Origin of the sequence: Agrobacterium sp. a22-2 (assembly GCF_012276985.1) — a bacterium.
GTDB lineage: Bacteria > Pseudomonadota > Alphaproteobacteria > Rhizobiales > Rhizobiaceae > Allorhizobium.
This window is the reverse complement of record NZ_JAAXMM010000011.1, coordinates 202,139-224,603: the sequence shown is the minus strand read 5'-3', so window position 1 is coordinate 224,603 and position 22,465 is coordinate 202,139. Positions and strand designations below refer to the sequence as shown.

The 22,465-nt window shown below is 62.7% G+C and carries 19 protein-coding genes; 12 read left to right on the top strand and 7 right to left on the bottom strand.

The window, feature by feature from the left end; translation table 11 throughout:
* The 6 genes from HFC70_RS18425 to HFC70_RS27020 form a co-directional block, all read left to right on the top strand.
* Nucleotides 1-863: P1 family peptidase (locus tag HFC70_RS18425; RefSeq protein WP_168474734.1), on the top strand; the 863-nt coding region annotated here is incomplete at its 5' end.
* A gap of 315 nt (nucleotides 864-1,178) precedes the next feature.
* The gene (locus HFC70_RS18420) at nucleotides 1,179-2,918 is read left to right on the top strand and encodes an alpha/beta hydrolase (protein WP_168474752.1); all 1,740 of its coding nucleotides are present in this window, start codon (nucleotides 1,179-1,181) and stop codon (nucleotides 2,916-2,918) included.
* A gap of 8 nt (nucleotides 2,919-2,926) precedes the next feature.
* A complete protein-coding gene (locus tag HFC70_RS18415) occupies nucleotides 2,927-4,333 on the top strand; it encodes a bifunctional enoyl-CoA hydratase/phosphate acetyltransferase (protein ID WP_168474733.1) in 1,407 nt (468 codons plus the stop codon).
* Nucleotides 4,330-5,508 (top strand): acetate/propionate family kinase, encoded by a 1,179-nt coding sequence (locus HFC70_RS18410; protein ID WP_168474732.1) that lies wholly within the window; start codon nucleotides 4,330-4,332, stop codon nucleotides 5,506-5,508. Before HFC70_RS18415 ends, HFC70_RS18410 begins: the two co-directional genes overlap by 4 nt.
* 196 nt (nucleotides 5,509-5,704) lie before the next feature.
* Nucleotides 5,705-6,883 (top strand): alpha-D-ribose 1-methylphosphonate 5-triphosphate diphosphatase, encoded by a 1,179-nt coding sequence (locus HFC70_RS18405; RefSeq protein ID WP_168474731.1) that lies wholly within the window; start codon nucleotides 5,705-5,707, stop codon nucleotides 6,881-6,883.
* Entirely contained in the window at nucleotides 6,880-7,356 is a 477-nt protein-coding gene (locus tag HFC70_RS27020) for a GNAT family N-acetyltransferase (RefSeq protein WP_168474730.1), read from the top strand. The genes HFC70_RS18405 and HFC70_RS27020 overlap by 4 nt, the downstream gene beginning before the upstream one ends.
* On the opposite strand, the gene HFC70_RS18395 is transcribed toward HFC70_RS27020, so the two are convergent.
* The 7 genes from HFC70_RS18395 to HFC70_RS18365 form a co-directional block, all read right to left on the bottom strand.
* Entirely contained in the window at nucleotides 7,344-8,102 is a 759-nt protein-coding gene (locus tag HFC70_RS18395) for an ABC transporter ATP-binding protein (protein ID WP_168474729.1), read from the bottom strand. The genes HFC70_RS27020 and HFC70_RS18395 overlap by 13 nt on opposite strands.
* Nucleotides 8,099-8,932: an ABC transporter ATP-binding protein gene (locus HFC70_RS18390; protein ID WP_168474728.1), complete on the bottom strand. Its 834-nt coding sequence runs from the start codon at nucleotides 8,930-8,932 to the stop codon at nucleotides 8,099-8,101. Before HFC70_RS18390 ends, HFC70_RS18395 begins: the two co-directional genes overlap by 4 nt.
* Nucleotides 8,929-9,861: an ABC transporter permease gene (locus HFC70_RS18385; RefSeq protein ID WP_168474727.1), complete on the bottom strand. Its 933-nt coding sequence runs from the start codon at nucleotides 9,859-9,861 to the stop codon at nucleotides 8,929-8,931. The genes HFC70_RS18390 and HFC70_RS18385 overlap by 4 nt, the downstream gene beginning before the upstream one ends.
* Complete coding sequence (locus HFC70_RS18380) at nucleotides 9,858-10,916, bottom strand: ABC transporter permease (protein ID WP_368669723.1); 1,059 nt, start codon at nucleotides 10,914-10,916, stop codon at nucleotides 9,858-9,860. Before HFC70_RS18380 ends, HFC70_RS18385 begins: the two co-directional genes overlap by 4 nt.
* 15 nt (nucleotides 10,917-10,931) lie before the next feature.
* The gene (locus HFC70_RS18375; protein ID WP_168474725.1) at nucleotides 10,932-12,572 is read right to left on the bottom strand and encodes an ABC transporter substrate-binding protein; all 1,641 of its coding nucleotides are present in this window, start codon (nucleotides 12,570-12,572) and stop codon (nucleotides 10,932-10,934) included.
* 48 nt (nucleotides 12,573-12,620) lie between these two features.
* On the bottom strand, nucleotides 12,621-13,673 hold the full coding sequence (locus tag HFC70_RS18370; RefSeq protein WP_168474724.1) for a dipeptidase: 1,053 nt from the start codon (nucleotides 13,671-13,673) through the stop codon (nucleotides 12,621-12,623).
* Nucleotides 13,674-13,815: 142 nt separating this feature from the next.
* Nucleotides 13,816-15,243 (bottom strand): amidase, encoded by a 1,428-nt coding sequence (locus tag HFC70_RS18365; protein ID WP_168474723.1) that lies wholly within the window; start codon nucleotides 15,241-15,243, stop codon nucleotides 13,816-13,818.
* A gap of 382 nt (nucleotides 15,244-15,625) precedes the next feature.
* Between HFC70_RS18365 and HFC70_RS18360 the strand changes: the two genes are divergently transcribed.
* The 6 genes from HFC70_RS18360 to HFC70_RS18335 all read left to right on the top strand — a co-directional run bounded on the left by HFC70_RS18360 (nucleotide 15,626) and on the right by HFC70_RS18335 (nucleotide 22,462).
* Nucleotides 15,626-16,726, top strand: coding sequence for an ABC transporter ATP-binding protein (locus tag HFC70_RS18360; protein ID WP_246735847.1), 1,101 nt, complete (start codon nucleotides 15,626-15,628; stop codon nucleotides 16,724-16,726).
* Nucleotides 16,727-16,728: 2 nt separating this feature from the next.
* Entirely contained in the window at nucleotides 16,729-17,652 is a 924-nt protein-coding gene (locus tag HFC70_RS18355) for an ABC transporter permease (protein ID WP_168474722.1), read from the top strand.
* A complete protein-coding gene (locus HFC70_RS18350; protein ID WP_168474721.1) occupies nucleotides 17,645-18,454 on the top strand; it encodes an ABC transporter permease in 810 nt (269 codons plus the stop codon). The genes HFC70_RS18355 and HFC70_RS18350 overlap by 8 nt, the downstream gene beginning before the upstream one ends.
* A gap of 23 nt (nucleotides 18,455-18,477) precedes the next feature.
* Nucleotides 18,478-19,503, top strand: a complete 1,026-nt coding sequence (locus tag HFC70_RS18345; protein WP_246735861.1) for an extracellular solute-binding protein — start codon at nucleotides 18,478-18,480, stop codon at nucleotides 19,501-19,503.
* Nucleotides 19,504-19,576: 73 nt separating this feature from the next.
* On the top strand, nucleotides 19,577-20,758 hold the full coding sequence (locus tag HFC70_RS18340; RefSeq protein ID WP_168474719.1) for a serine hydrolase: 1,182 nt from the start codon (nucleotides 19,577-19,579) through the stop codon (nucleotides 20,756-20,758).
* Between the two features lie 33 nt (nucleotides 20,759-20,791).
* The gene (locus HFC70_RS18335; protein WP_168474718.1) at nucleotides 20,792-22,462 is read left to right on the top strand and encodes an amidohydrolase; all 1,671 of its coding nucleotides are present in this window, start codon (nucleotides 20,792-20,794) and stop codon (nucleotides 22,460-22,462) included.
* Nucleotides 22,463-22,465: the final 3 nt, after the last annotated feature.

Genomic DNA, 22,465 nt, shown 5'->3' with positions numbered 1-22,465 from the left:
GTGGGGCACCGGGCGGGCGCGAGACGGCGCTGCTCGATCCGTCGATGACAGTGGAGCAGGTCGATGCCTTCGTCTTGTCGGGCGGCTCGGCCTTCGGGCTTGATGCCGCCGGCGGCGTACAGGCCGGCTTGCGGTCGATCGGCCGGGGCTTTCCGGTCGGCAATACGCGAGTGCCCATCGTGCCGCAGGCGATCCTGATGGACCTGCTGAATGGCGGCAACAAGGATTGGGGCCTTCATTCGCCCTATCGCGACATGGGATATGACGCCTTCCAGGCCGCCGCCAAAGGCGCCTTTTCCCTCGGCACGGTTGGCGCTGGGACAGGCGCGACCACGGCCACCTTCAAAGGCGGACTCGGCTCGGCCAGCGCCGTCTCGTCCAGCGGCCTCACGGTCGCCGCCCTGGTGGCGGTCAATGCCATGGGGTCCGCCACCGTCGGCGACGGTCCGCATTTCTGGTCGGCACCGTTCGAGGTAGACGGAGAATTCGGCGGCATCGGCTACCCCCAGAGCTTCTCCTCGCCCGATACCGTTCTGCGCGCCAAGGGCGTCAACCTGACGGCCACCACCATCGGCGCCTTGGTCACCGATGCGGCGCTGACCAAGGCGCAGACCCATCGCCTGTCGATCATGGCCCATGACGGCCTGGCCCGCGGCGTACTGCCGGCCCATCTGCCGGCCGATGGCGATACCATCTTCGCTGCCGCCACCCATGCAAGGCCGCTCGCCACCTCTGCCGATTTCATGGAGCTTTGCCACCTGGCAACGCTGGTCATGGCCCGCGCCATCGCCCGCGGCGTTTTTGAGGCAACGGCGCTGCCCGTCGATGGCGCTCAGGCCTCCTGGCACGACCGCTTCGGTTGACCGGCCCGAGGCCCGGGCGTATCGTTGCATTGCAGCAACCTGCGAGTTCAAAGCATGCGGCAGAAGACCCGAACACGACGTCTGAGCCAGCCCCGATCGGGCATGCAAAGGCATGAAACCGTTACAAAATTGACGATTGGCAAGCCGCGCGTCGGCATTCGTCCGGCCGTCACACGAAAGCCCTATTGCTTGGGCCAGGCTTTGCCCTTTCCGTCATACCTGTTTCCATAGAGGTGTCCCATGTCGTCAGGAAACATCGCCAGACCCGTAGCCCCGGCTCCCGCCAATATCGACACGGCACTGGACGCTCTTGGCATGGGCGAACCGACCGAACTGGAGGGCTATCGAGCGCTGGACCGGATGAGCGACGCGCTGCTGGCGCCTGCCACCGGCGGCCTGTCGCCGGCGGCCCTCACCCTGGCGCTGACCGACTGGGCCATTCACCTGGCGATGGCGCCCGGCAAGCGCGCCGAACTGGCCCAGAAGGCGCTCCGCAAGGCCGGCAGGCTGACGACCCATCTGGCAGCTGCGGCCATCGACCCCGAAACGCCGCCCTGCATCGAGCCGCTCCCCGGCGACGAGCGCTTTTCCGATGAGGAATGGCAGCATTTTCCCTTCAACATCATGGCGCAGACCTTCCTGCTGAACCAGCAATGGTGGCACAATGTCACCAATGACGTGCCGGGTGTCGTCCCCCATCATCAGGACGTGATGTCCTTTGCCGCCCGTCAGATCCTCGACATAGTCTCCCCGTCGAATTCCCCCTTCACCAATCCCGTTGTCATGAAGCGAGCGGCAGAGACCGGCGGGATGAATTTTGCCAAGGGGTTTGCCAACTGGATCGAAGACCTCAACCGCGAGGCGACCAAGCAGCCCGCTGCCGGCACCGAGGCTTTCCGGCCGGGCAAGGAGGTGGCCGTCACACCGGGGCGTGTCGTCTATCGCAACCGGCTCATCGAGCTGATCCAGTATGCTCCGGCGACGCAGACCGTCTATGCCGAGCCGGTATTGATCGTGCCGGCCTGGATCATGAAATATTACATTCTCGACCTCTCGCCGGAAAACTCGCTGATCCGCTATCTGGTCAGCCGTGGCCATACGGTGTTCTGCATCTCCTGGCACAATCCAAATGCCGCCGACCGAGATCTTGGGCTGGACGATTATCGCCGTATGGGCGTGATGGCGGCGCTCGACGCCATCAGCGCCATCCTGCCGGACCGCAAGGTGCATGCCACCGGCTATTGCCTCGGCGGCACGCTGCTGGCGATCGCCGCCTCCGCCATGGCACGCGCGAAAGACGAGCGCCTGGCCTCCGTGACGATGTTTGCCGCCCAGACCGATTTCACCGAGCCGGGCGAACTGGCTTTGTTCATCGATGACAGCCAGCTGAATTTCCTGGAAAGCGTGATGTGGAACCGCGGCTATCTGTCCGCCGATCAGATGGCCGGCGCCTTCCAGCTGCTGCGCTCCAACGACCTGATCTGGTCGCGCGTCGTGCATGACTACATGATGGGCGAGCGCAGCGAGATGATCGACCTGATGGCCTGGAATGCCGACACGACACGCATGCCGTTCCGCATGCATTCGGAATATCTGCAGAGGCTCTATCTCGACAACGAACTGGCCGCGGGCCGGCTTATGGTCGACGATCATCCCGCCGCCCTGCAGAACATCCGTGTCCCGACCTTCGTGGTCGGCACCGAGCGCGACCACGTTGCGCCGTGGAAATCGGTCTACAAGATTCACTACCTCGCCGACACCGACGTCACCTTCGTGCTGACCAGCGGCGGCCACAATGCCGGCATCGTCAGCGAGCCAGGCCACGCCCACCGCCATTTCCGTATGACGACCAAGCGCGCCAGCGATCCGTGCGTCAGCCCGGAAGAATGGGCGGCCGAGGCCCGCTCGCAGGACGGTTCCTGGTGGCCGAGCTGGTCGGACTGGCTGGCCGGCCATTCCTCGGCGGGCAAGATTGCCCCGCCGCCGATCGGTTCCAGCGAAAACGGCTATGCCGCGAAGGAAGCCGCGCCCGGCACCTATGTATTGCAGAGATGAGGCCTGACATGGATCAGACGCTGATGACCAACCGCACCTTCGACGAGCTCTCCGTCGGCGACAGCGCCACGCTGGTTCGCACCGTGCGGCGGGAGGATATCGACCTCTTTGCCACCTCGTCCGGGGATTTCAATCCGACCCATCTCGACACGGCATTCGCGGCCGACAGTGGGACCGGCCATATCGTCGCCCACGGCATGTGGACCGCCGGCATGGTTTCGGCGCTGCTCGGCACCAAGCTGCCCGGCCCCGGCACGGTCTATCTCAGCCAGGACCTGAAATTTCTGAAACCCGTTTCACCGGGTGATACCATCACCGCAACCGTCACCGTTCAGGAAAAGCGGGCCGAAAGCCAAGTGGTGCTGTTCAATACCAGCTGCGTCAACCAGGCCGGCGAGGATGTGCTGACCGGCACCGCGACCGTCCTTGCGCCACCCGAGCATGTCGCCTGGCCGCAGACCGTTCTTCCCGATATCGCCGTGCAGCGTCACGACCGCTTCGACGCGATCGTGGCTGAAGCACGCCGCCTGCCGCTGGTCCGCACCGCCCTCGTCCACCCCTGCTCACCCGAAGCGATCCTCGCCGCCTTTGAAATCCGCGACGAAGGTCTTCTCGATCCGGTTCTGATCGGCCCGGAGGCAAAGATCAGGGCGGCCGCGGCCAAGGCCGGTGTTTCGCTGGACGGCTTCGAGATCGTCTCCGTCGAGCACAGCCACGCAGCGGCGGCCCGCGCCGTCGAACTGGCCGTGGCCGGCCGGGTGGAAACCATCATGAAAGGCAGCCTGCACAGCGACGAATTGCTGGGGGCGGTGGTGGCGCCCGGATCGGGCCTCAAGACGGAACGGCGCATCAGCCATGTCTATGTCATGGACGTGCCAGCCTATACCAAGCTGTTGATTGTCACTGATGCGGCGATCAACATTGCCCCGACACTCGACCACAAGCGCGACATCTGCCAGAACGCCATCGATCTCCTGCATTTGCTCGGCAATACCGAACCGAAGGTCGCCGTGCTGGCCGCCGTCGAAACCGTCAACGACAAGATGCCAGCGACGCTCGATGCTGCGGCCCTCACCGTCATGGCGGCCCGCGGCCAGATCACCGGCGGCCGCGTCGACGGCCCGCTCGCCTTCGACAATGCCATCAGCATGGACGCCGCGCGCACCAAGGGCATCGTTTCGCCGGTGGCCGGCCAGGCCGATATCTTGCTCGTGCCGGATCTTGAAGCCGGCAACATGCTGGCCAAGCAATTGCTCTACTTTGCCGGAGCCGACGCTGCCGGCCTCGTGCTGGGTGCGCGGGTGCCGATCATCCTGACGAGCCGCTCCGACAGCCTGAAGGTACGCATCGCCTCGGCAGCCCTTGCCAAGCTGGTGGCCGCCCGCAGCCTGGCGCAGGGACTGCCGGCCCGATGACCGACCAGCTGTTGCTGACCTTCAATGCCGGATCCTCGACGGTGAAGATCGGCCTCTTCCTACGCGAGGGCGGCAAGGCGCGCCGCATCGGCAAGGGCATGATCGACTTTCGCCACACGCCGCTGACCTTCCATCTGGTGGAAGGTCCCGAAATCTTCGACGTGCCGCTTGAAGCCGAAGCCGGCGATGTGCTGCACGAGGTGCTGGAGGAGACGTTTGGCTGGCTTGCCGCCCATTTCGATATGGAAGCCGTCACCGCCGTCGGCCATCGGGTGGTGCATGGCGGCGACGTGTTTTCCAGCCCTGTCCGCCTAGACGACACGACGATTGCCGCCATCGAGGCCCTGACGCCGCTGGCGCCCCTGCATCAGCCGCAGAATGTTCGGCTGATCACGGCGATCCGCGACCTGCGCCCGAACCTGCCGCAGACCGCATCCTTCGACACGGCCTTCCATCGCACCCAGTCGCCGATCGTGCAGCGTTTTGCCATCCCGCGCCAGTATTTCGATCAGGGCATCAAGCGCTACGGGTTTCACGGCCTGTCCTACCGCTATATCGCCGATGAGCTGGCGCGGCTAAGGCCCGACCTTGCCGGCGGCAAGACCATCATTGCCCATCTCGGCAGCGGCGCCAGCCTCTGTGCCCTGCAAGGCGGGATCAGCCGCGACACATCCATGGGCTTCTCGACGCTAGACGGCATTCCGATGGCGACCCGCAGCGGCGCCATCGATGCCGGCGTTCTGCTGCATTGGATGGGGCAGATGGGCCTCAACCGGGAGGCTGTGGAAGACATCCTCTACCACAAATCCGGCCTGCTCGGCCTTTCCGGCCTCAGCGCCGACAGCCGGGCGCTGCTGGAAAGTGACGCGCCGGAAGCAACCGAAGCCATTGAGATCTTCACCCTGCGCATCGCCGGCGAGATCGCCCGGCTGACGGCCACGATCGGCGGCCTCGACGCCCTGGTCTTTACCGCCGGCATCGGCGAGCATCAGCCGCAGATCCGCGCCGCGGTCTGCCGCCGCCTGCAATGGTTCGGCATCGCGCTTGACGAGGTGGCCAATGACGCCAATGCCAAGACCATTAATGCCTCGTCCAGCCCCGTTGCCGTGCTGGTGATCGAGACCGACGAGGAACAGGTGATCGCCGACGAGACGATCAGCGTTCTCGACAGCTGAACCACGGCACGGCGCCTTGCCGAACGATCCGAAAATGCCGGCATTGACACATAACCGACATACGGCATCGATAAGCAGGGCCCAAGCTGTAGTCTTGCAGCAAAACCGAGGTTAAACTCCCTCAACCCGCGCCGCACGACGGCAGATGAAACGACGCCGCCGCTGCCGGCATCGAACGCCGAAGGAATTCAAGGTTATGAACACGATATCCGGCCCATGGTCCAAGGCCCACGAGGCAAGCTTCCGCCTGACCAATGCCCGAATCGTTCTTGCCGACCGCATCGTCACCGGCAGCATCACGGTCGAAAACGGTGTCATCACGGCCATCGATGAGGTGCTGCACGGCAAGGATGCGCTGGATTTCGGCGGCGATTACCTGCTGCCCGGCCTTGTCGACATCCACACCGACCACTTCGAAAAACACGTCTATCCGCGCGCCCATGTGCGCTGGGATTACACCCGCGCAGCACTCGCCCACGATGCGCAGATCATCGGCGGCGGCGTGACGACGGTGTTCGACAGTCTCTGCGTCGGCGCCACGACCGACAATCCGGAACGCGCCCAGATCCTCGGACCGATGATCGACGCCCTTGAGAAGACCCAGGCCGCCGGCATGCTGCGCGCCGAGCATTTCCTGCATCTGCGCTGCGAGATCACCGACCCGGAGACCGTGGCCCTGACCGCCGCCAATATCGATCGCGCCATCGTCAAGGTCGTGTCCGTCATGGAGCATCTGCCGGGCCTGCGGCAAAGCCGTGACATCGATGCCTATGTCTCGCGCGCCTCGAAATCGACCGGCGAGAGCCATCACATCGTTCGTGAGAAGATCAAGCTACTGGTCGAGGAAAAGAGCCATATCGGCGAAATCGTGCGGCCGCAGGTCGTCGCCCTTGCCAAATCCCGCGGCCTGCCGCTGTTAAGCCATGACGACACCGATATCGAACATGTCGACATGGCCGCCGACGAAGGCGTGCTGATCTCCGAATTTCCCTGCACGATGGAGGCGGCCCGCGAGGCCCGCGCCCGTTCCATGCTGACCGTTGCCGGCGCCCCCAATATACTGCGCGGCGGCTCGCAATCCGGCAATGTTGCGGTGCGCGATCTGCTGACTGAGAATCTCGTCGATATTCTTGCCTCGGACTATGTGCCGCGCTCGCTGCTCGACGCCGCCTTCATGATCGCCGCCGACGAAGACCTCGACTTCGACCTGCCGGCCGCCCTGCGCATGGTCACCAAGACGCCAGCGGAAGCTGCCGGCCTCAAGGACCGTGGCGAAATCGCCATCGGCAAGCGCGCCGACCTGCTGCGCGTCGGCACCCATGACGGCCATCCCTTCCTGAAGACCATCTGGCGGCAGGGCGTGCGGGTGGCGTGACGGACGACCTCGCTTCGTTGATCGATGTCAGAACGGCGCAAGCCGCAGATGTCGATGCGATAGCAGATGTCTTCACCCGGTCGCACGGTCTGCTGGCATTCCTGCCAAAACTTCATTCGCCGGAAGAAGATCGCGATTTCATCGCCACCCAGGTTATCGGCAGATTGTCAGTGCTTGTCGCATGCCGCGGCCCACGGATTGTTGGCTTCATCGCATTCGGGAACGGATGGATCGAACACCTCTATGTCGATCCGGAACAGACCGGGCGTGGCATCGGGACGCGGCTTCTGGCAGCTGCCATCGGGCAGGAAAAGACGCTGCACCTCTGGGCCTTCGAGAAAAATCTGCAGGCGCGACGCTTCTACGAACACCACGGCTTTGCCGAGGTCAGACGCACCGACGGGCGAGACAACGAAGAGAAAGAACCCGACATTCTCTATGCCCTGGTCACCACACCACTTCAGGCTGATTGAGTGCGTCGGAACCCTTCGCTGGCCTTCAGCAATTGGCGCGTATAGTCGGTCGAGAAACTGCGCGAGCGTAGATCCTCGACGCTGAACTGCTCGACCATTTCGCCATCGCGCATGACGGCCAGCCGCTCGCACATATGGCTGATGACGGCCAGATCGTGGCTGACCATGATGAAGGTCAGGTTGCGGTCCTTGCGGGCCTGTTCGAGCAGATTGAGGATTTCCGCCTGGATGGAGGCATCGAGCGCCGAAGTCGGCTCGTCGAGCAGCAGGATCTTCGGCTCGACGATCAGCGCCCGGGCGATCGCCACGCGCTGGCGTTGACCGCCGGACAGCTGGTGGGAATAGCGAAAGCGGAAACCGGTCCCAAGCCCCACTTCGTCGAGCGCCCGCTCGATGCGGCGGTCGACGTCGGCAAAACCGTGGATGGCCAGCGGCTCCAGCAACAGCCGATCGACTGTCTGGCGCGGATGCAGGGAGCCATAGGGATCCTGGAACACCATCTGCACGGTGCGATAGAAATCGCGATCCCTCGCCTTGCCCTTGAAGCGGCGGCCATCGACCTCCAGCGTTCCGCTCTCGAAGCTGTTCAGGCCGGCCACGGCTCGCAGAAGCGTCGACTTTCCGGAACCGGATTCGCCGACGATACCGAACGAGGCGCCGTGCTCGACATCGACGCTAACCGTGTCGAGCGCCCGGAAACCGTCGAACGTGACGACCATGTCGCGGACCGAAAGAGCCATTGTCATAGGGACCACTCCGCCTGGCGTTTCAACACCGGCAGCGGATGCCGGTCGCCGCTGATCTGCGGCAGACAGTTCAACAACCCTTGGGTATAGGGATGCTGGGCCTTGGACAGTTCGCCGGCCGGCAGTTCCTCGACCACGCGGCCGGCATACATCACCAGGACCCGATCACAGAAGGATGAGACGAGCCGGAGGTCATGGCTGATGAAGATCAGCCCCATGCCGCGCTCGGACACCAGCTTGTCGAGAATATCGAGCACTTCCAGCTGGACGGTGACATCCAGCGCCGAGGTCGGCTCGTCGGCGATCAGCAATTCCGGACCGCAGACCAGCATCATGGCAATCATGGCGCGCTGGCCCATGCCGCCGGAGACTTCGTGCGGATAAAGGTCGAAGACCCGCTCGGCATCGCGGATCTGCACCGCTTCGAGCATCAGCAGGGCCCGCCGGCGCGCTTCCGCCGACGACAGGCGTTCATGGGTGAGCAGCGTCTCGACGATCTGCTTGCCGATCGACATGACGGGGTTGAGCGAATATTTCGGATCCTGCAGGATCATGGCGATCTTCTTGCCGCGCAGCGTCCGCCGCTCACTGGGCGAGATCGACAGAAGATCGGTGTCACCAAACCGCAGCCGGTCTGCCGAGATGTTCGCGTGGCCCGGCGTCAGGCCCATGATGGCCCGGCCGGTCTGCGATTTGCCGGAACCGGATTCGCCGACGATGCCGAGCCGCTCCTTGCCGAGCGTGAAGCTGACGCCGCGGACCGCCTCGACAAGGCCGGTGCGGGTCGGGAAGCCGACCTTGAGATTCTGGACATCGAGAAGCGGGCTCATTGACCAGCCTCCTTCGGATCGAGCGCATCGCGCAATCCGTCGCCCAGCAGATTGAAACCGAGGCTGACGATCAGAATGGCAAAGCCCGGCATCGCCGCCACCCACCATTGATCGAGAATGAAGCGCCGGCCCGACGCGATCATCGCGCCCCATTCCGGCAGCGGCGGCTGGGCGCCGAGCCCGAGGAAACCCAGGCCGGCGGCGGTCAGGATGATGCCGGCCATGTCGAGCGTGACGCGCACGATCAGCGACGACATGCACAGCGGCATGATATGAAACAGCACGATGCGCAGCGGCGACGCCCCCATCAGCCGGACGGCGGAGATGTAATCCGAATTGCGGAAGGTCATGGTTTCGGCCCGGGCAATACGCGCATAAGGCGGCCATGAGGTGACCGCGATGGCCAGAACCGCATTCTCGATGCCGGGACCAAGGGCCGCGACCAGCGCCAGCGCCAGGACCAGCTTCGGAAAGGCGAGAAAGATATCGGTGATGCGCATCAGCACGGCGTCGATCCAGCCGCCGGCATAACCCGACACCGTGCCCATGATCAGGCCGATGGGGGCGGCGATGATGGCGACCAGGAAGATGACGAACAGCGTCAGCCGCGAACCGTGCAGCAACCGCGACAGGATATCGCGACCCTGGTCGTCGGTGCCGAGCAGATAGCCGGCCGAGCCCGGCGGCAGAAGCCTTGCATTGCGCAGATCGCCCTGCACCGGCGAATAGGGCGCCAGCACATCGGCAAAGGCGGCGATGAACAGCAGCAGCAGGATGATGCAGAGACCGGCCAGCGCCAGCCGGTTTTCAGAGAAGCGCTGCCAGATGACATAGAGCCGTCCAAGCCGGGCCTGGCGGCGCGACTGCGGCCGGTCGGATGTCAGCCATTCGCGAAGGGAGGGTGGAGGTGTCGTCGCGGTCTCGCTCATCGGCTGCGCGTCCTTGGATCCAGCGTGCGGTAGAGCAGGTCCGACAGCAGGTTGATGCCGACGAAGACCGACCCGATGACGACGGTTCCGCCGAGCACGGCGTTCATATCGGCATTTTGCAGCGAATTGGTGATGTAGAGGCCGAGGCCCGGCCAGGCGAAAATCGTCTCGGTCAGGACCGAACCTTCGAGAAGGCCGGCATAGGACAGAGCGATGACGGTCACCAGTGGAACCGCAGCATTGCGCAGCGCATGGAACCAGATGATCCGGGTTTCCGTCAGCCCCTTGGCCCGCGCCGCGACGATATATTCCTGGCTCAGCTCGTTGAGCATGAACGAGCGCGTCATTCGGCTGATATAGGCGAGCGAAAAATAGCCGAGCAGCGAGGCCGGCAGGATGATATGGCGAAACAGGTCCCACATCACGTCCCATTTGCCCTGCCAGGCGGCATCGAGCAGGAAAAAACCGGTGACCGACGTAAAGCTGTATTCATAGATGATATCGACGCGGCCGGGATAGGCGACCCAGCGCAACTGCGCATAGAACAGCAGCAGCGACAGCAGCCCGAGCCAGAAGATCGGCACGGAATAACCGATCAGGCCGATGATACGGACGATCTGGTCGATCAGGCTGCCGCGCTTGACGGCGGCCAGCACGCCAAGCGGCACGCCGAGCACAGAGCCGATGATCGTGCCGACGGTGGCAAGCTCTATTGTTGCCGGAAACACCCGTCTGATATCGGTCAGAACCGGATTGGTGGTCAGCACCGACGTGCCGAAATCACCCGTCAACGCCTGGCGTATATAGATGAGGAACTGCTGCCAGAGCGGCAGGTTCAGCCCCAGCTCCTCGCGCACGCGATCGACGACATGGGCCGGCGCCCGGTCCCCGAGAATGGCCAGAACCGGATCGATCGGGATGACGCGGCCGATGAAGAAGGTCACCGCCAGCAATCCGAGAAAGGTCGTGACGACGGTCACAAGAAACCGCAGTACGGACCATGAAAACGCCGAGGCGCGCGCGCTTGCGCGCCGCGCCTCGGTCTTCTTTGCGATGGTTGCCAAGGGAAACTATTCCTTGGAAACCGTATAGACGAAATTGGTGTCGAAGCTCGGACCCAGTTTGAAATCCTTGAGCTTGGCGGAATAGCCGGCCACTTCCGTCTGCTGGAAGATGATCACGAACGGGCTGGCTTCCAGAACCTTCTTCTGCAGGCCTTCATAAATCGCCGCACGCTTGGCGCTATCCTTTTCAAGAAGGGCTGCCTGCGTTTCCTTGGTCAGCTCCGGAACGTCCCATGCATTGCGCCATGCCAGCGTCTTGGTCTTGCCTTCGTCGGAATTGTCCGGGTTGGCGGTAAAGGTTTCGGCATTCGAATTCGGGTCGAAATAGTCCGAACCCCACTGACCGATATAGATATCGTGCGTACGGGCGCGGTACTTGGTCAGCGTCTGCTTACCATCGCCGGGGATGATCTCCAGTTTGATGCCGGCCTGGGCCAGCGTCTGCTGGACGTTCTCGGCAATGCCGGTGACGGGCTGCGTGTTGCGCACGTCCATGGTGACGGTGAAGCCGTCGGCAAGGCCGGCCTTGGCCAGCAGTTCCTTGGCCTTGGCAACGTCGAGCTTGTAGGGGTTCTCGTCGAGCGCGCCGAGCTGGCCCTTGGGCAGGAAGGTCTGGTGGATCGAGCCGATACCCTTGATCAGCGTTTCGCCGATCGCATCGTAATCGACCAGATACTTGAAGGCCTCGGCCACTTCAGGCTTGGCAAGGTTCGGGTTCTTCTGGTTGAGGCTGAAGTAATAGACGGTGCCCTTCGGGGCTGCCGTCGTCGCCATGCCGTCCTTCTTGGCAACGGCATCGATATCGCCGGGCTCGAGGTTGCGCGCCACGTCGATATCGCCGTTTTCAAGCGCCAGGCGCTGGCCCGAGCTTTCCTTCATGTGACGATAGATGACGCGGGCGAGCTTGGCCTTTTCGCCGAAGAAATTGTCGTTGCGCTCCAGCACGATCACTTCGTTGGCGCGCCATTCGCGGATCTTGTAAGGGCCGGAGCCGGCATAGCCGGTCTTCAGGTATTCGTTGCCGAAATCGTTGTCGTATTTGTATTCCGCGGTCGGCGTGACGGGTTTGGCATTTTCGACAACGACCTTCTTGTCGACGACCGAGGTAACCGTCGATGTCAGAACGTTCAGCACGAAGCTCGGCGCATAAGGCTTGTCGACGGTCATCGAGAACGTGCCCTCGTCCACTGCCTTTGCCTTCTCGGCAACATTGTCGCCGGAGAGGCCGAACTGGGTGAGCAGGAAGGCCGGCGACTTGTCGAGCTTGACAGCGCGCTCGAAGGAATAGGCGACGTCCTCGGCGGTGATCGGATTGCCGGAGGCGAATTTCAGGCCGGGCTTCAGCTTGAACGTATAGGTCAGGCCGTCATCGGAAACGGTCCAGCTGTCGGCAATCTCGCCGACGACCTTGGACGTGTCGGCCGGATCAAGCGCGACCAGCTTGCTGTAGCTGTTGGCGGTGATTTCCGCAGTCGACAGCTCGAAAGCCTCGCCCGGATCGAGCGTGATGATATCGTCGAAGGCGAAACCCTCGACCAGCGTGTCGGCCGGCGTCTCCGCAAAGGCCTGCGGTGCTGCCGCCAGCAGCAGGGCCAAAGCCGCACTGCTCGTCATCAGGCGCATCCGCTTATTGAAAACATGCATCATTTTCGTATTCCCCTGTTTTCTCGTTGTCATAAATCCAGATCCCCCGGCTCATTCGTGCCAGGCGGACGCCAGAACCCTCAGCCAGTTTTCCCGGCATATTTTAGCAAGATCGTCGTCAGCGTATCCGGCGCCTTTCAGCGCCGCAACCAGTTTCTGGTTGCCGCCGGCATCGCTGATATCGGCCGGAATGGTTGCACCGTCAAAGTCGGACCCAAGTGCCACGCAGTCGATTCCCATGCGGTCGACGAGATAATCGATGTGGCGGATCATGTCGGTGAGCGGCGTGGCCGCGTTATCGCGCGCATCGTCGCGCAGCATGGTCACCGCATAGTTGAGGCCGACCAGACCACGGCTTTCCTTGATAGCGTCGAGCTGTCTGTCGGTCAGGTTGCGCGCCACCGGCGTCAGCGCATGTGCATTGGAATGGCTGGCAATCAGCGGCTGGTCCGAGGTTTTGGCGACGTCCCAGAAGCCCTTTTCGGTGATATGCGCCAGATCGACCAGAATGCCCATGCTGTTACAGGTGCGGATCAGTTCGAAACCGGCATCGGTCAGCCCAGGCCCGCTATCGGGCGACATGGGATAGGCGAACGGCACGCCATGGCCGAAAATGTTGTTGCGGCTCCAGACGGGCCCCAGAGACCGCAGACCGGCCGCATAGAACACGTCGAGCGCGGTCAGATCCGCATCGATCGCTTCGCATCCCTCCATGTGCATTACCGCCGCAAAGACGTTCGCATCGATCGCCGCGCGAATATCAGCGGTCGATCGACACAGCCGCCAGGCACCGCTGCGGTCGAGATGGAGCGCGATCGATGCCATCTGCAGGGCGATATCGAGCGACGGCTCGCGCTTGAGCGGCGCCGACAGCGGTGTGGCATAATGACCGTTTTCGTCCGGCTCCTTGAGCGCGAATTCCTCGGTCGAAGGGATGTAGATGGCGCAAAGCCCGCCGGCGAGGCCCCCCACCTTGGCGCGAGGGCCGTCGATATGCCCATCCGAAGCGCCGCCAGCGAATTCCGCCACCGGGTCGCCTCCGGTCGCCCTGTTGCGCCAGAGCCTCAACAGGACGTCGTTGTGTCCATCGAAAACCAATTCCATAAAACGTATCCTGACGATGATAATATGTTCGTGGGGGACGGCATGGGAGAGACTTGCCGCAGGAAGAAATATCCGTGATTTTTAATGGTAGAACCAAGAGTGCAATGTATTCAAGCGGCAAAACGACCCAGCCCTCTTTCCTCTATCGTGCGGAGCGTTTCAGCCAGTCCGTCGCCTCCTCATAGGCCAGCGCCAGCCGCAAGGTCTCCCTATCGCCCCGCGGCGGCCCGACGATCTGGATGCCGTTCGGCAGTCCCGATGTGCCATTGCCGGCAAAACCGGCCGGCATGGCTGCCACCGGGAGCCCCGCCATGCTGGGTCCGATCACCACTTCCATCCAGCGATGATAGGTATCCATTTTGCGGCCGTCGACTTCCCGCGGCCAGGGCATATCGGCATCGAAGGGGAAGACCTGCGCCGATGGCAGGATCAGGAAATCATAGGTCTCGAACAGGGAAAGGCAGGTCTTGTACCAGGCACTGCGGATTTTCGAGGCTTCATGGATGTCCGCCGCCGTGACGCGCAGACCATGGCGGATTTCCCAGAGGATTTCCGGCTTGAGCAGGGCCCGGCGCGCCGGATCCTCATAGATCGCCTGCATGCTGCCGACCGTCAGCCAGCTGCGCAGGGTCGTCCAGGCCCACCAGAGCCTGTCCATGTCGAAATCCGGAAGGACCTCGTCGACCGCCATGCCCAGGTCTTCAAACACCTTGAGCGCCGACCGGTCGAGATCGAGCACGCCGGCCTCGAAGGGCAGATAGCCGCCGTAGTCTCCGAGCCAGCCGATCCGGCGCCCGCGCCAGCTTGGCTGCTCGCCGAGTTCCATGGGCTCAAGCGGCAGCGACCACGGATCGCGGGCATCATAGCCGGACTGGATGGCCAGAAGGGCCGCCACATCGCGGACCGAACGGCCCATCGGCCCAGCCGTCGAAAGCTGGTGCTGGTAGAGATCCGGCCCCGGCCCGGACGGCACGCGGCCGAAGCTGGGGCGAAAGCCGACGACGTTGTTGAAGGCGGCCGGATTGCGCAGCGAGCCCATCATGTCGCTGCCATCGGCGAGCGGCAGCAACCGCGCCGCAAGACCGGCCGCCGCCCCACCGCTGGAGCCTCCGGCACTCTTCGTCAGATCGTAAGGATTGCGCGTCGTGCCGAACACCGGATTGTAGGAATGCGACCCGAAACCCCATTCCGGCGTATTGGTCTTGCCGATGAAGATCGCGCCGGCGGCGCGCATCCGCTCGACATGAATGTCGTCAAAATCGGGTATGAAATCGGCAAACAGCGGCGAGCCGTAGGTGCAGCGGATGCCGGCAACCTCGCTCAGATCCTTGACCGCCAGCGGCATGCCATGCAGGAAACCGCGCCAGCGTCCGGCAACCAGATCCGCGTCGCAGGCCTGGGCCTCTGCCAGAACAAGATCGGTATCGACGCGGCTGACGATCGCGTTGATCGCGCCGTTCAGGGCATCGATCCGCTGAAGATAGGCCGTTACCACCTCGACGCTGGAGACCGTGCCGGAGCGGATTTTCGCCGAGAGCTCCGTTGCCGAAAGCGCTGAGATCTCCGTCATCGGTCACCCTTTCCTTGGCCTCTCGACCCATCGTCCGGGGTCCATCAGACCGCCGCCGGCACCTGTCGTCAAGCTCGGATGCTAACTCGGCAAGCCGACAGAAGAAAAACGATATTGGCAAAAATAAAAAATGGTCAAGTGACCAATTTTAAGGCACCATGGATCTGGTTCGGTTGGGAGGCCGCACCGGGTAACTGCAAAAACAGGTGATTTTTCGGCCGAATGAAGGCGAAAACCCTGGCGTTGCGAAGCCCTGATGCAGTTTCCGGGAGGTGGCATGCATATTGCGTCGATGAGAGCAAGAGATCCGGCAGCGGCCATAAATGGCTTTACGTCGGGTGCCGGAACGACGGACCAGCAAGGCAAAGATCGGGGGAATCTCTTGACTGAAACTGCGCGGAAGCCAGCCATCGACATTCGCGGCGTCAGCCGCATCTACGGATCGGGTCCCTACCAGGTCGCAGCGCTCAAGGGCGTTGACGTCACCATCAGGCAGAATGAATTCTTCACGCTCCTCGGCCCGTCCGGCTGCGGCAAGACCACGCTGCTGCGGCTGATTGCCGGTTTCGACTTCCCGACCAGCGGCGAGATCCTGCTGAACGGCGAGGACATCGCCCCGCTTCCCCCTTTCAAGCGCCCGGTCAACACCGTCTTCCAGAGCTACGCACTCTTCCCCCACATGACGGTGGCCCAGAATATCGGCTTCGGCCTGGAAATGCTGGGCAAGCCGAAATCCGAGGTCAAGAGCCGCGTCGACGAGATGCTGGCCCTGGTGCATATGGAAGCCATGCGCGACCGTGCCGTCAGCCAGATTTCTGGCGGCCAGCAGCAGCGCGTCGCCCTTGCCCGCGCGCTAGCCCCCAAGCCAAAGGTTCTGCTGCTCGACGAGCCGCTTTCGGCGCTCGACTACAAGCTGCGCAAGGAAATGCAGATCGAGCTGAAACGCGTCCAGGCCGAAACCGGCATCACCTTCATCTTCGTCACCCATGACCAGGAAGAAGCGCTGACCATGTCCGACCGCATCGCCGTCATGTCGAGCGGCGAGATCCGCCAGGTCGGCTCGCCCTGGGATATCTACGACCGCCCAACCGAACGCTTCGTGGCCGACTTCATCGGCGAAACCAACTTTCTCGATGCCGACGTCATAACGGTTTCCGGAGACCGCGCCCGGGTGCGGCTGTCGTCCGGTGCCGAAATCCCGGCAACTTTTCCGGAAGGCACCGTTCCATCCGGCAAGGTCACGGTGGTGATCCGGCCCGAACATGCGCAGGTCACGCCGCCCTCCCCCACGGCGCTTCTGTCCGGCGTGATCCACGATATCGTCTATCTCGGCACCGACACCCATTTCCACATCCGGCTGCAGGATGGCACGTCGTTTACCGTGCGCCAGCAGAACAGCCGCAGCGGCCCCTGCGGCTTCTCCAAGGACGAAACCGTCAGCATTGCCCTCAGCGACGATGTCGCGCAGATCCTGAGGGACTAGCCATGGCAAACCACGCTGCGCGGTCTGGTGAAACCTTCCGCAAACAGGATATCCGCAACCGCTGGCTGCTCAGCGCGCCGGCCCTCCTGCTGATTGCGATCGCCGGCGTCGGGCCGCTGTTTATCGTGCTGGTCTATTCCTTCCTGGCGCCGGGCAATTACGGCGACGTGAAATGGCAGTTCTCGACCGAGGCCTGGTTCAACGTCTTCCTGTCGCGCGATATTTTCGACAACACGCTGTCCCTGGCCGATGCCCACGTCTCGATCCTCTGGCGCAGCATCAAGCTGGCGGTTGCCACCACGCTGTTCACGCTGATCGTCGGTTTCCCCACCGCCTATTTCATCGCCAGCCGTCCGACCAGCTACCGCCAGATCTGGCTTTTCCTGATCACCATTCCGTTCTGGACCAACCTGCTGATCCGCGGCTTCGCCATCCAGGAAATGATCCGCAACGAAGGGCTGGCCAATACCGTCCTGATGAAACTCGGGATCATCTCCGCACCGATCCAGATGCTCTATACCGATTTCGCCATCCTGCTTGGCATGGCCTATGTGCATCTGCCGCTGATGGTGCTGCCGCTCTATGCCAGCATGGAAAAGCTCGATTTCCGGCTGGTCGAGGCGGGATACGATCTCTACGCCACCCGCTTTGCCGTGCTGCGCCGGATCATCATACCGCTGGTCAAGCCCGGCATCATTGCCGGCTCCATCCTCGTCTTCATCCCGTCGCTGTCCTCCTATGTCATTCCGCGCATCCTGGGCGGCGGCAAGAACCTGATGGTCGGCAACCTGATTGAGCTGCAATTCGGCCAGGGCAGAAACTGGCCGCTCGGCGCCGCCCTGTCGATCACCCTGGTGATCATCGTCCTGGCCGCCATGCTCTATTATGTGAAGAATGCCGGAAAGACCGGAGGTGGCCATGCGTAGCAAATTCGACGTTCGCGTCCAGCCGGGCTTTGCCACCATCGCCATGCTGTGCTTCTTCATCCTCTACCTGCCGATTGCCACGCTGGTGGTCTATGCCTTCAACTCCGGCACCTCGATTGCCGTCTGGGAAGGCTTTTCGCTGCGCTGGTTCGAGGCCGCCTGGAACAACAGCCAGGTGATCGAAGCTTCCTGGCGCTCGGTGCGCATTGCCGCCATCTCCGCCGTGATTGCCACGGCCGTGGCAACGCTTGCCGCCATCGCCACGACGAGGACCGAGGCCTATCGCGGCCTGACCTTCAAATATTCCTTCATCAACATGCCGCTGATGGTGCCGGAAATCGTCACCGCCGTTGCCCTGCTGATCTTCTTCTCGCGCATCAAGGTCGCCACCGGCTATTCCGGCCTCGGCTACCTAATCATGGCCCATACGGCCTTCTGCATCCCCTTTGCCTATCTGCCGATCCGGGCACGGCTTGAAAACATGGACCTGTCGCTGGAGCGGGCCGCCGCCGATCTCTATGCGACGCCGTTCAAGGTGTTCCGTTTCGTCACGCTGCCACTGCTCTGGCCCGGGATCCTCGCCGGCCTAATGCTCGCTTTCGTCATCTCACTCGATGACGTGGTCATTACCGAATTCGTCAAATCCGCCGGCCAGGACACGCTGCCGACCTATATGCTGGGTCAGCTGCGCCGCGCTATCACCCCGGAAATGAATGCCATTTCGACAGTCTTTCTGCTGCTGTCCCTGTTGATCGTCACGATCTTCTTCTTTCTCAGCAGAACCAACGAAAAATCCGAATAAACAGGAGTGGGAACATGAAGCATATGATGAAGCTCGCGGCAGCCGCGATCGCGCTGATGGCGTCGACGGCCATTGCCCATGCGGAGGGCGAACTGAACCTCTACAACTGGGGCAATTACACCAGCCCCGAGATGATCAAGAAGTTCGAGGACACCTACAAGGTCAAGGTGACCATCACCGACTACGACAGCAACGACACCGCCCTTGCCAAGGTGCGCCAGGGCGGTCACGGCTTCGACATCGTCGTTCCGTCCGCCAGCGCCCTGCCGATCTTCATCAGCGAAGGCCTGCTGCTGGAATCGCGTCCCGACCAGATGGAAAACTTCAAGAATGTCGATCCCAAGTGGGTCGACGTGCCCTTCGATCCCGGCCGTCACTATTCGGTTCCGTGGCAGTGGGGCACGACCGGCATCGCCGTCGACAAGTCGGTTTATTCCGGCGACCCGAACACCTCGGCTATCTTCCTCGACCCGCCGGCCGAGCTGGTCGGCAAGGTCAATGTCGTGCCGGAAATGTCGGATGTCATGCACATGGTCGTGACCTATGCGGGCGGCACGCCCTGCACCGGCGACCTGACCGTGCTGAAAAAGGCCCGCGACCTGCTGGTCGCCGCCAAGCCGAAGTGGATCTCGATGGATTACGGCACCGTCGAGAAATACACCAAGGGCGACCTTGCGGCCTCCGTCGACTGGAACGGCGCGACCTTCCGCGGTCGCCTGGCCAATCCGAACATCGTCTATGGCTATCCCAAGGAAGGCTACCCGATCTGGATGGACAATGCCGCCATCCTGAAGGACGCCAAGAATGTCGAGAACGCAAAACTGTTCCTCAACTTCATCATGGCGCCTGAAAATGCCGCCATGCTGTCGTCCTTCGCCCGCTATGCCAACGGCATCACCGGATCGGAAGCCTTCATGCCGGAAGACATGAAGACCGCACCGGAAGTCAACATTCCGGACTCCGCCAAGGCGGCCGGCTACTTCAACCTGGCCTGCGCACCGGAAGTCCAGGAACTCTACACCAAGATCTGGACCGAACTGCAGAAGTAACCGCAGAAGGCCTGAGATCACCAACAGATGCGGGAGGGCCGATCAGCTCTCCCGCACAGCGGATGCTTTTTCCATGACCAGCCACTTCAAGACCACCTACGGCTTCGAGCGCCGGGATGTGACGCTCGCCAACTGGCGCACCGCCCCCTTCAGCTGCTGGAGCTTCCAGCATGTGAGCGAAATCGTGCCGACCAGCCCGATCCGCTGCGCTTCCGAAATGCCGGAGACGGCCTTGGCCGGTGCGGCCATGCTCGATGCGATCATCGATACCGGCCTGGCCGAGGCCCGCACGGCGCGGGCGTTCCTGGACTATGCCCATACCGACGCCTTCGTCCTGATGAAACGCGGCGAGGTGGTCGCCGAATATTACGCACCCCATTCGCATGTGAACCGGCCGCATATCGTCTTTTCGGTCAGCAAGTCGCTGACGGCGATCGTTTCGGGCATTCTGGAGGCGCAAGGGCTCATCGATGCCGAGAAACCGATCGGCCACTATCTGCCCGAGGCCAAAGACAGTGCCTATGGCGACTGCCGCTACCGTGACGTGCTCGACATGCGCGTCAGCCTGGATTTCGACGAAGCCTATCTCAACAAGGATGGCGCCTATGCGCGCTATCGCCGCTCGACCCTCTGGAACCCGCCGGAGCCGGACACGCGCAGCGAGAGCATGGCCGAGTTCATCTATTCCCTGCCAAAGGCGGATCGTCCGCATGGCGGCCCGTTCTTCTACGCCTCGCCCAATTCCGACCTGCTCGGACTGGTGCTCGAACGCGTTACCGGCAAGCGTTTTGGCGCATTGATGTCCGACCTGCTCTGGGCACCGCTCGGCGCAAAGAACCACGCGCTGGTCAGCGTCGATGCGCAAGGCTCGGCGCGCGCCGCCGGCGGCATCTGCGTGACTGCGCGCGATCTCGCCCGCGTCGGCGAAATGCTACGCAACGGCGGCGCCGTGGATGGCCGGCAAATCCTGTCGGACGGCTGGCTGACCGACATGCTGACGGCAGGCGACCACGATGCCTGGCTCGCCGGAGAGCCCAACATGATGCCGAACGGCCGTTATCGCAGCCAATGGTACCAGTCCGGCGAAGAGGACGGCGCCTTCTGTGCCATCGGCATCCACGGCCAGTGGCTTTATGTCGATCCGGCCCATGAGACCGTCATCGTCAAACTGTCGTCGCAACCCAATCCGCTGGATGACGAGCTGAAGCAGGACAATCTGGCCTTCTTCCGCACCATCAGCCGGCTCGCCGCATAACTCGTCTCTTATATATAAGTAGGAACCAACTCCATGGCGCAGCACGCCGACATCATCATCCGCAATGCCAAGCTCCTGACCATGGACGAAACGGCACCCCATGCTGAGGCCATCGCGCTTTCCGGCAACACCATCCTTTCGATCGGCACGGATGCCGAGATCGACTCGCTCGCAGGCCCCTCGACCCGTGTGATCGACGCCAAGGGCGCCACCGTGATGCCCGGCATCAATGAAGCCCATATGCATATCTTCATGGGCTCGCTGTCGCTGCAACAACTCAGCCTTTACGGGGTGCGTGGTTTCGAGGCGATGAGCGAGGCGATCAAGGCCTATGCCGCGGCCAATCCCGACGAGCCCGTTCTGCTCGCGCAATCGGCCGACTATACCATTCTCGGCGCCGGCGAAGAGGTCACCCGCCACCATCTCGACCAGATCCTTCCCGACCGTCCCTTCCTGATGTATGCGCCGGACCATCACACCGCCTGGGCCAATACCGCAGCGCTCAAGCTCGCCGACCTCCTGAACGGCCGCGATGTCGGCGTCGGCAACGAGGTGGTGATGGGCGACGACGGTCTGGCAACGGGCGAATTGCGCGAGACCAACGCCATCAGCCCTGTCGTGCAGCTGGCCTCAACCGGCGGGCGCGAGGGCCTCGGCATCCTGACCGGTGGCGATCCGGACAACGTCACGCCCGAACAGCGCGCCGGCGACCGGGCCATGCTGAAGCGCGGCCTCGACTACTGCGCCTCGGAAGGCATTACCTCGGTGCAGAATTTCGACGGCAATCTCTATCAGCTGGAATTGATGGAGGAGCTGCTTCAGGCCGGCGAATTGCCGGTGCGCATCCGCATTCCCTTCCATATGAAGAATTTCATGGATATCGGCATGCTGGAAACGGCAGCGTCCTGGAAGCAGCGCTTCGCATCAGACATGCTGCGCGGCGATTTCGTCAAGGTCTTCATGGATGGCGTCATCGACAGCCAGACGGCCTATATGCTGGAAGGCTATGCCGATCGCCCGGACTTCTGCTGCGAACCGCTGTTCACGCCGCAGGCCTGGGAAGCTGTGGCCGTCAAGGCCGACAGCCTCGGCCTGCAGATCGCCGTGCACGCCATCGGCGACGCAGCCGTGCGCCAGACCCTCGACGGCTATCAGGCCGCCGCAAAGGCCAATGGAGCCCGCGACAGCCGCCACCGCATCGAGCATATCGAGATCATCGATCCAAGCGATGTGCCGCGCTTTGCTGAACTGGGCGTCGTCGCGTCGATGCAGCCGGTGCATGTGCCGGGCGGCTCGTGTTTCCCCCTGGAGCCGACCATCCATCGCCTCGGCGAGGCCCGCTTTCCCTATGCCTATGCCTGGCGCACCATGAAGGATGCCGGCGCCCGTCTGGTCTTTGCGACGGACTGGCCGATCTCGCCGGTCTCGCCTTTCGGCTGCATCCAGAACGCCCTGACCCGCAAGCCGTGGAAGGACGGCGATCCGGACCAGCGCATGACGCTGTCGGAATCGCTGCACGCCTATACGGCCGAGGGCGCCTGGGTGGAGTTCATGGAAGATCGCAAGGGCCAGCTGAAGCCCGGCTACCTCGCCGATATCGTCATGCTCAATCAGGACATCGAGGCCTGCCCGCTCGACAAGGTGGCGGACGTCAAGCCGGTGCTCACCATTTGCGATGGACGCATTACCTACGAGGCTGCATAAGAC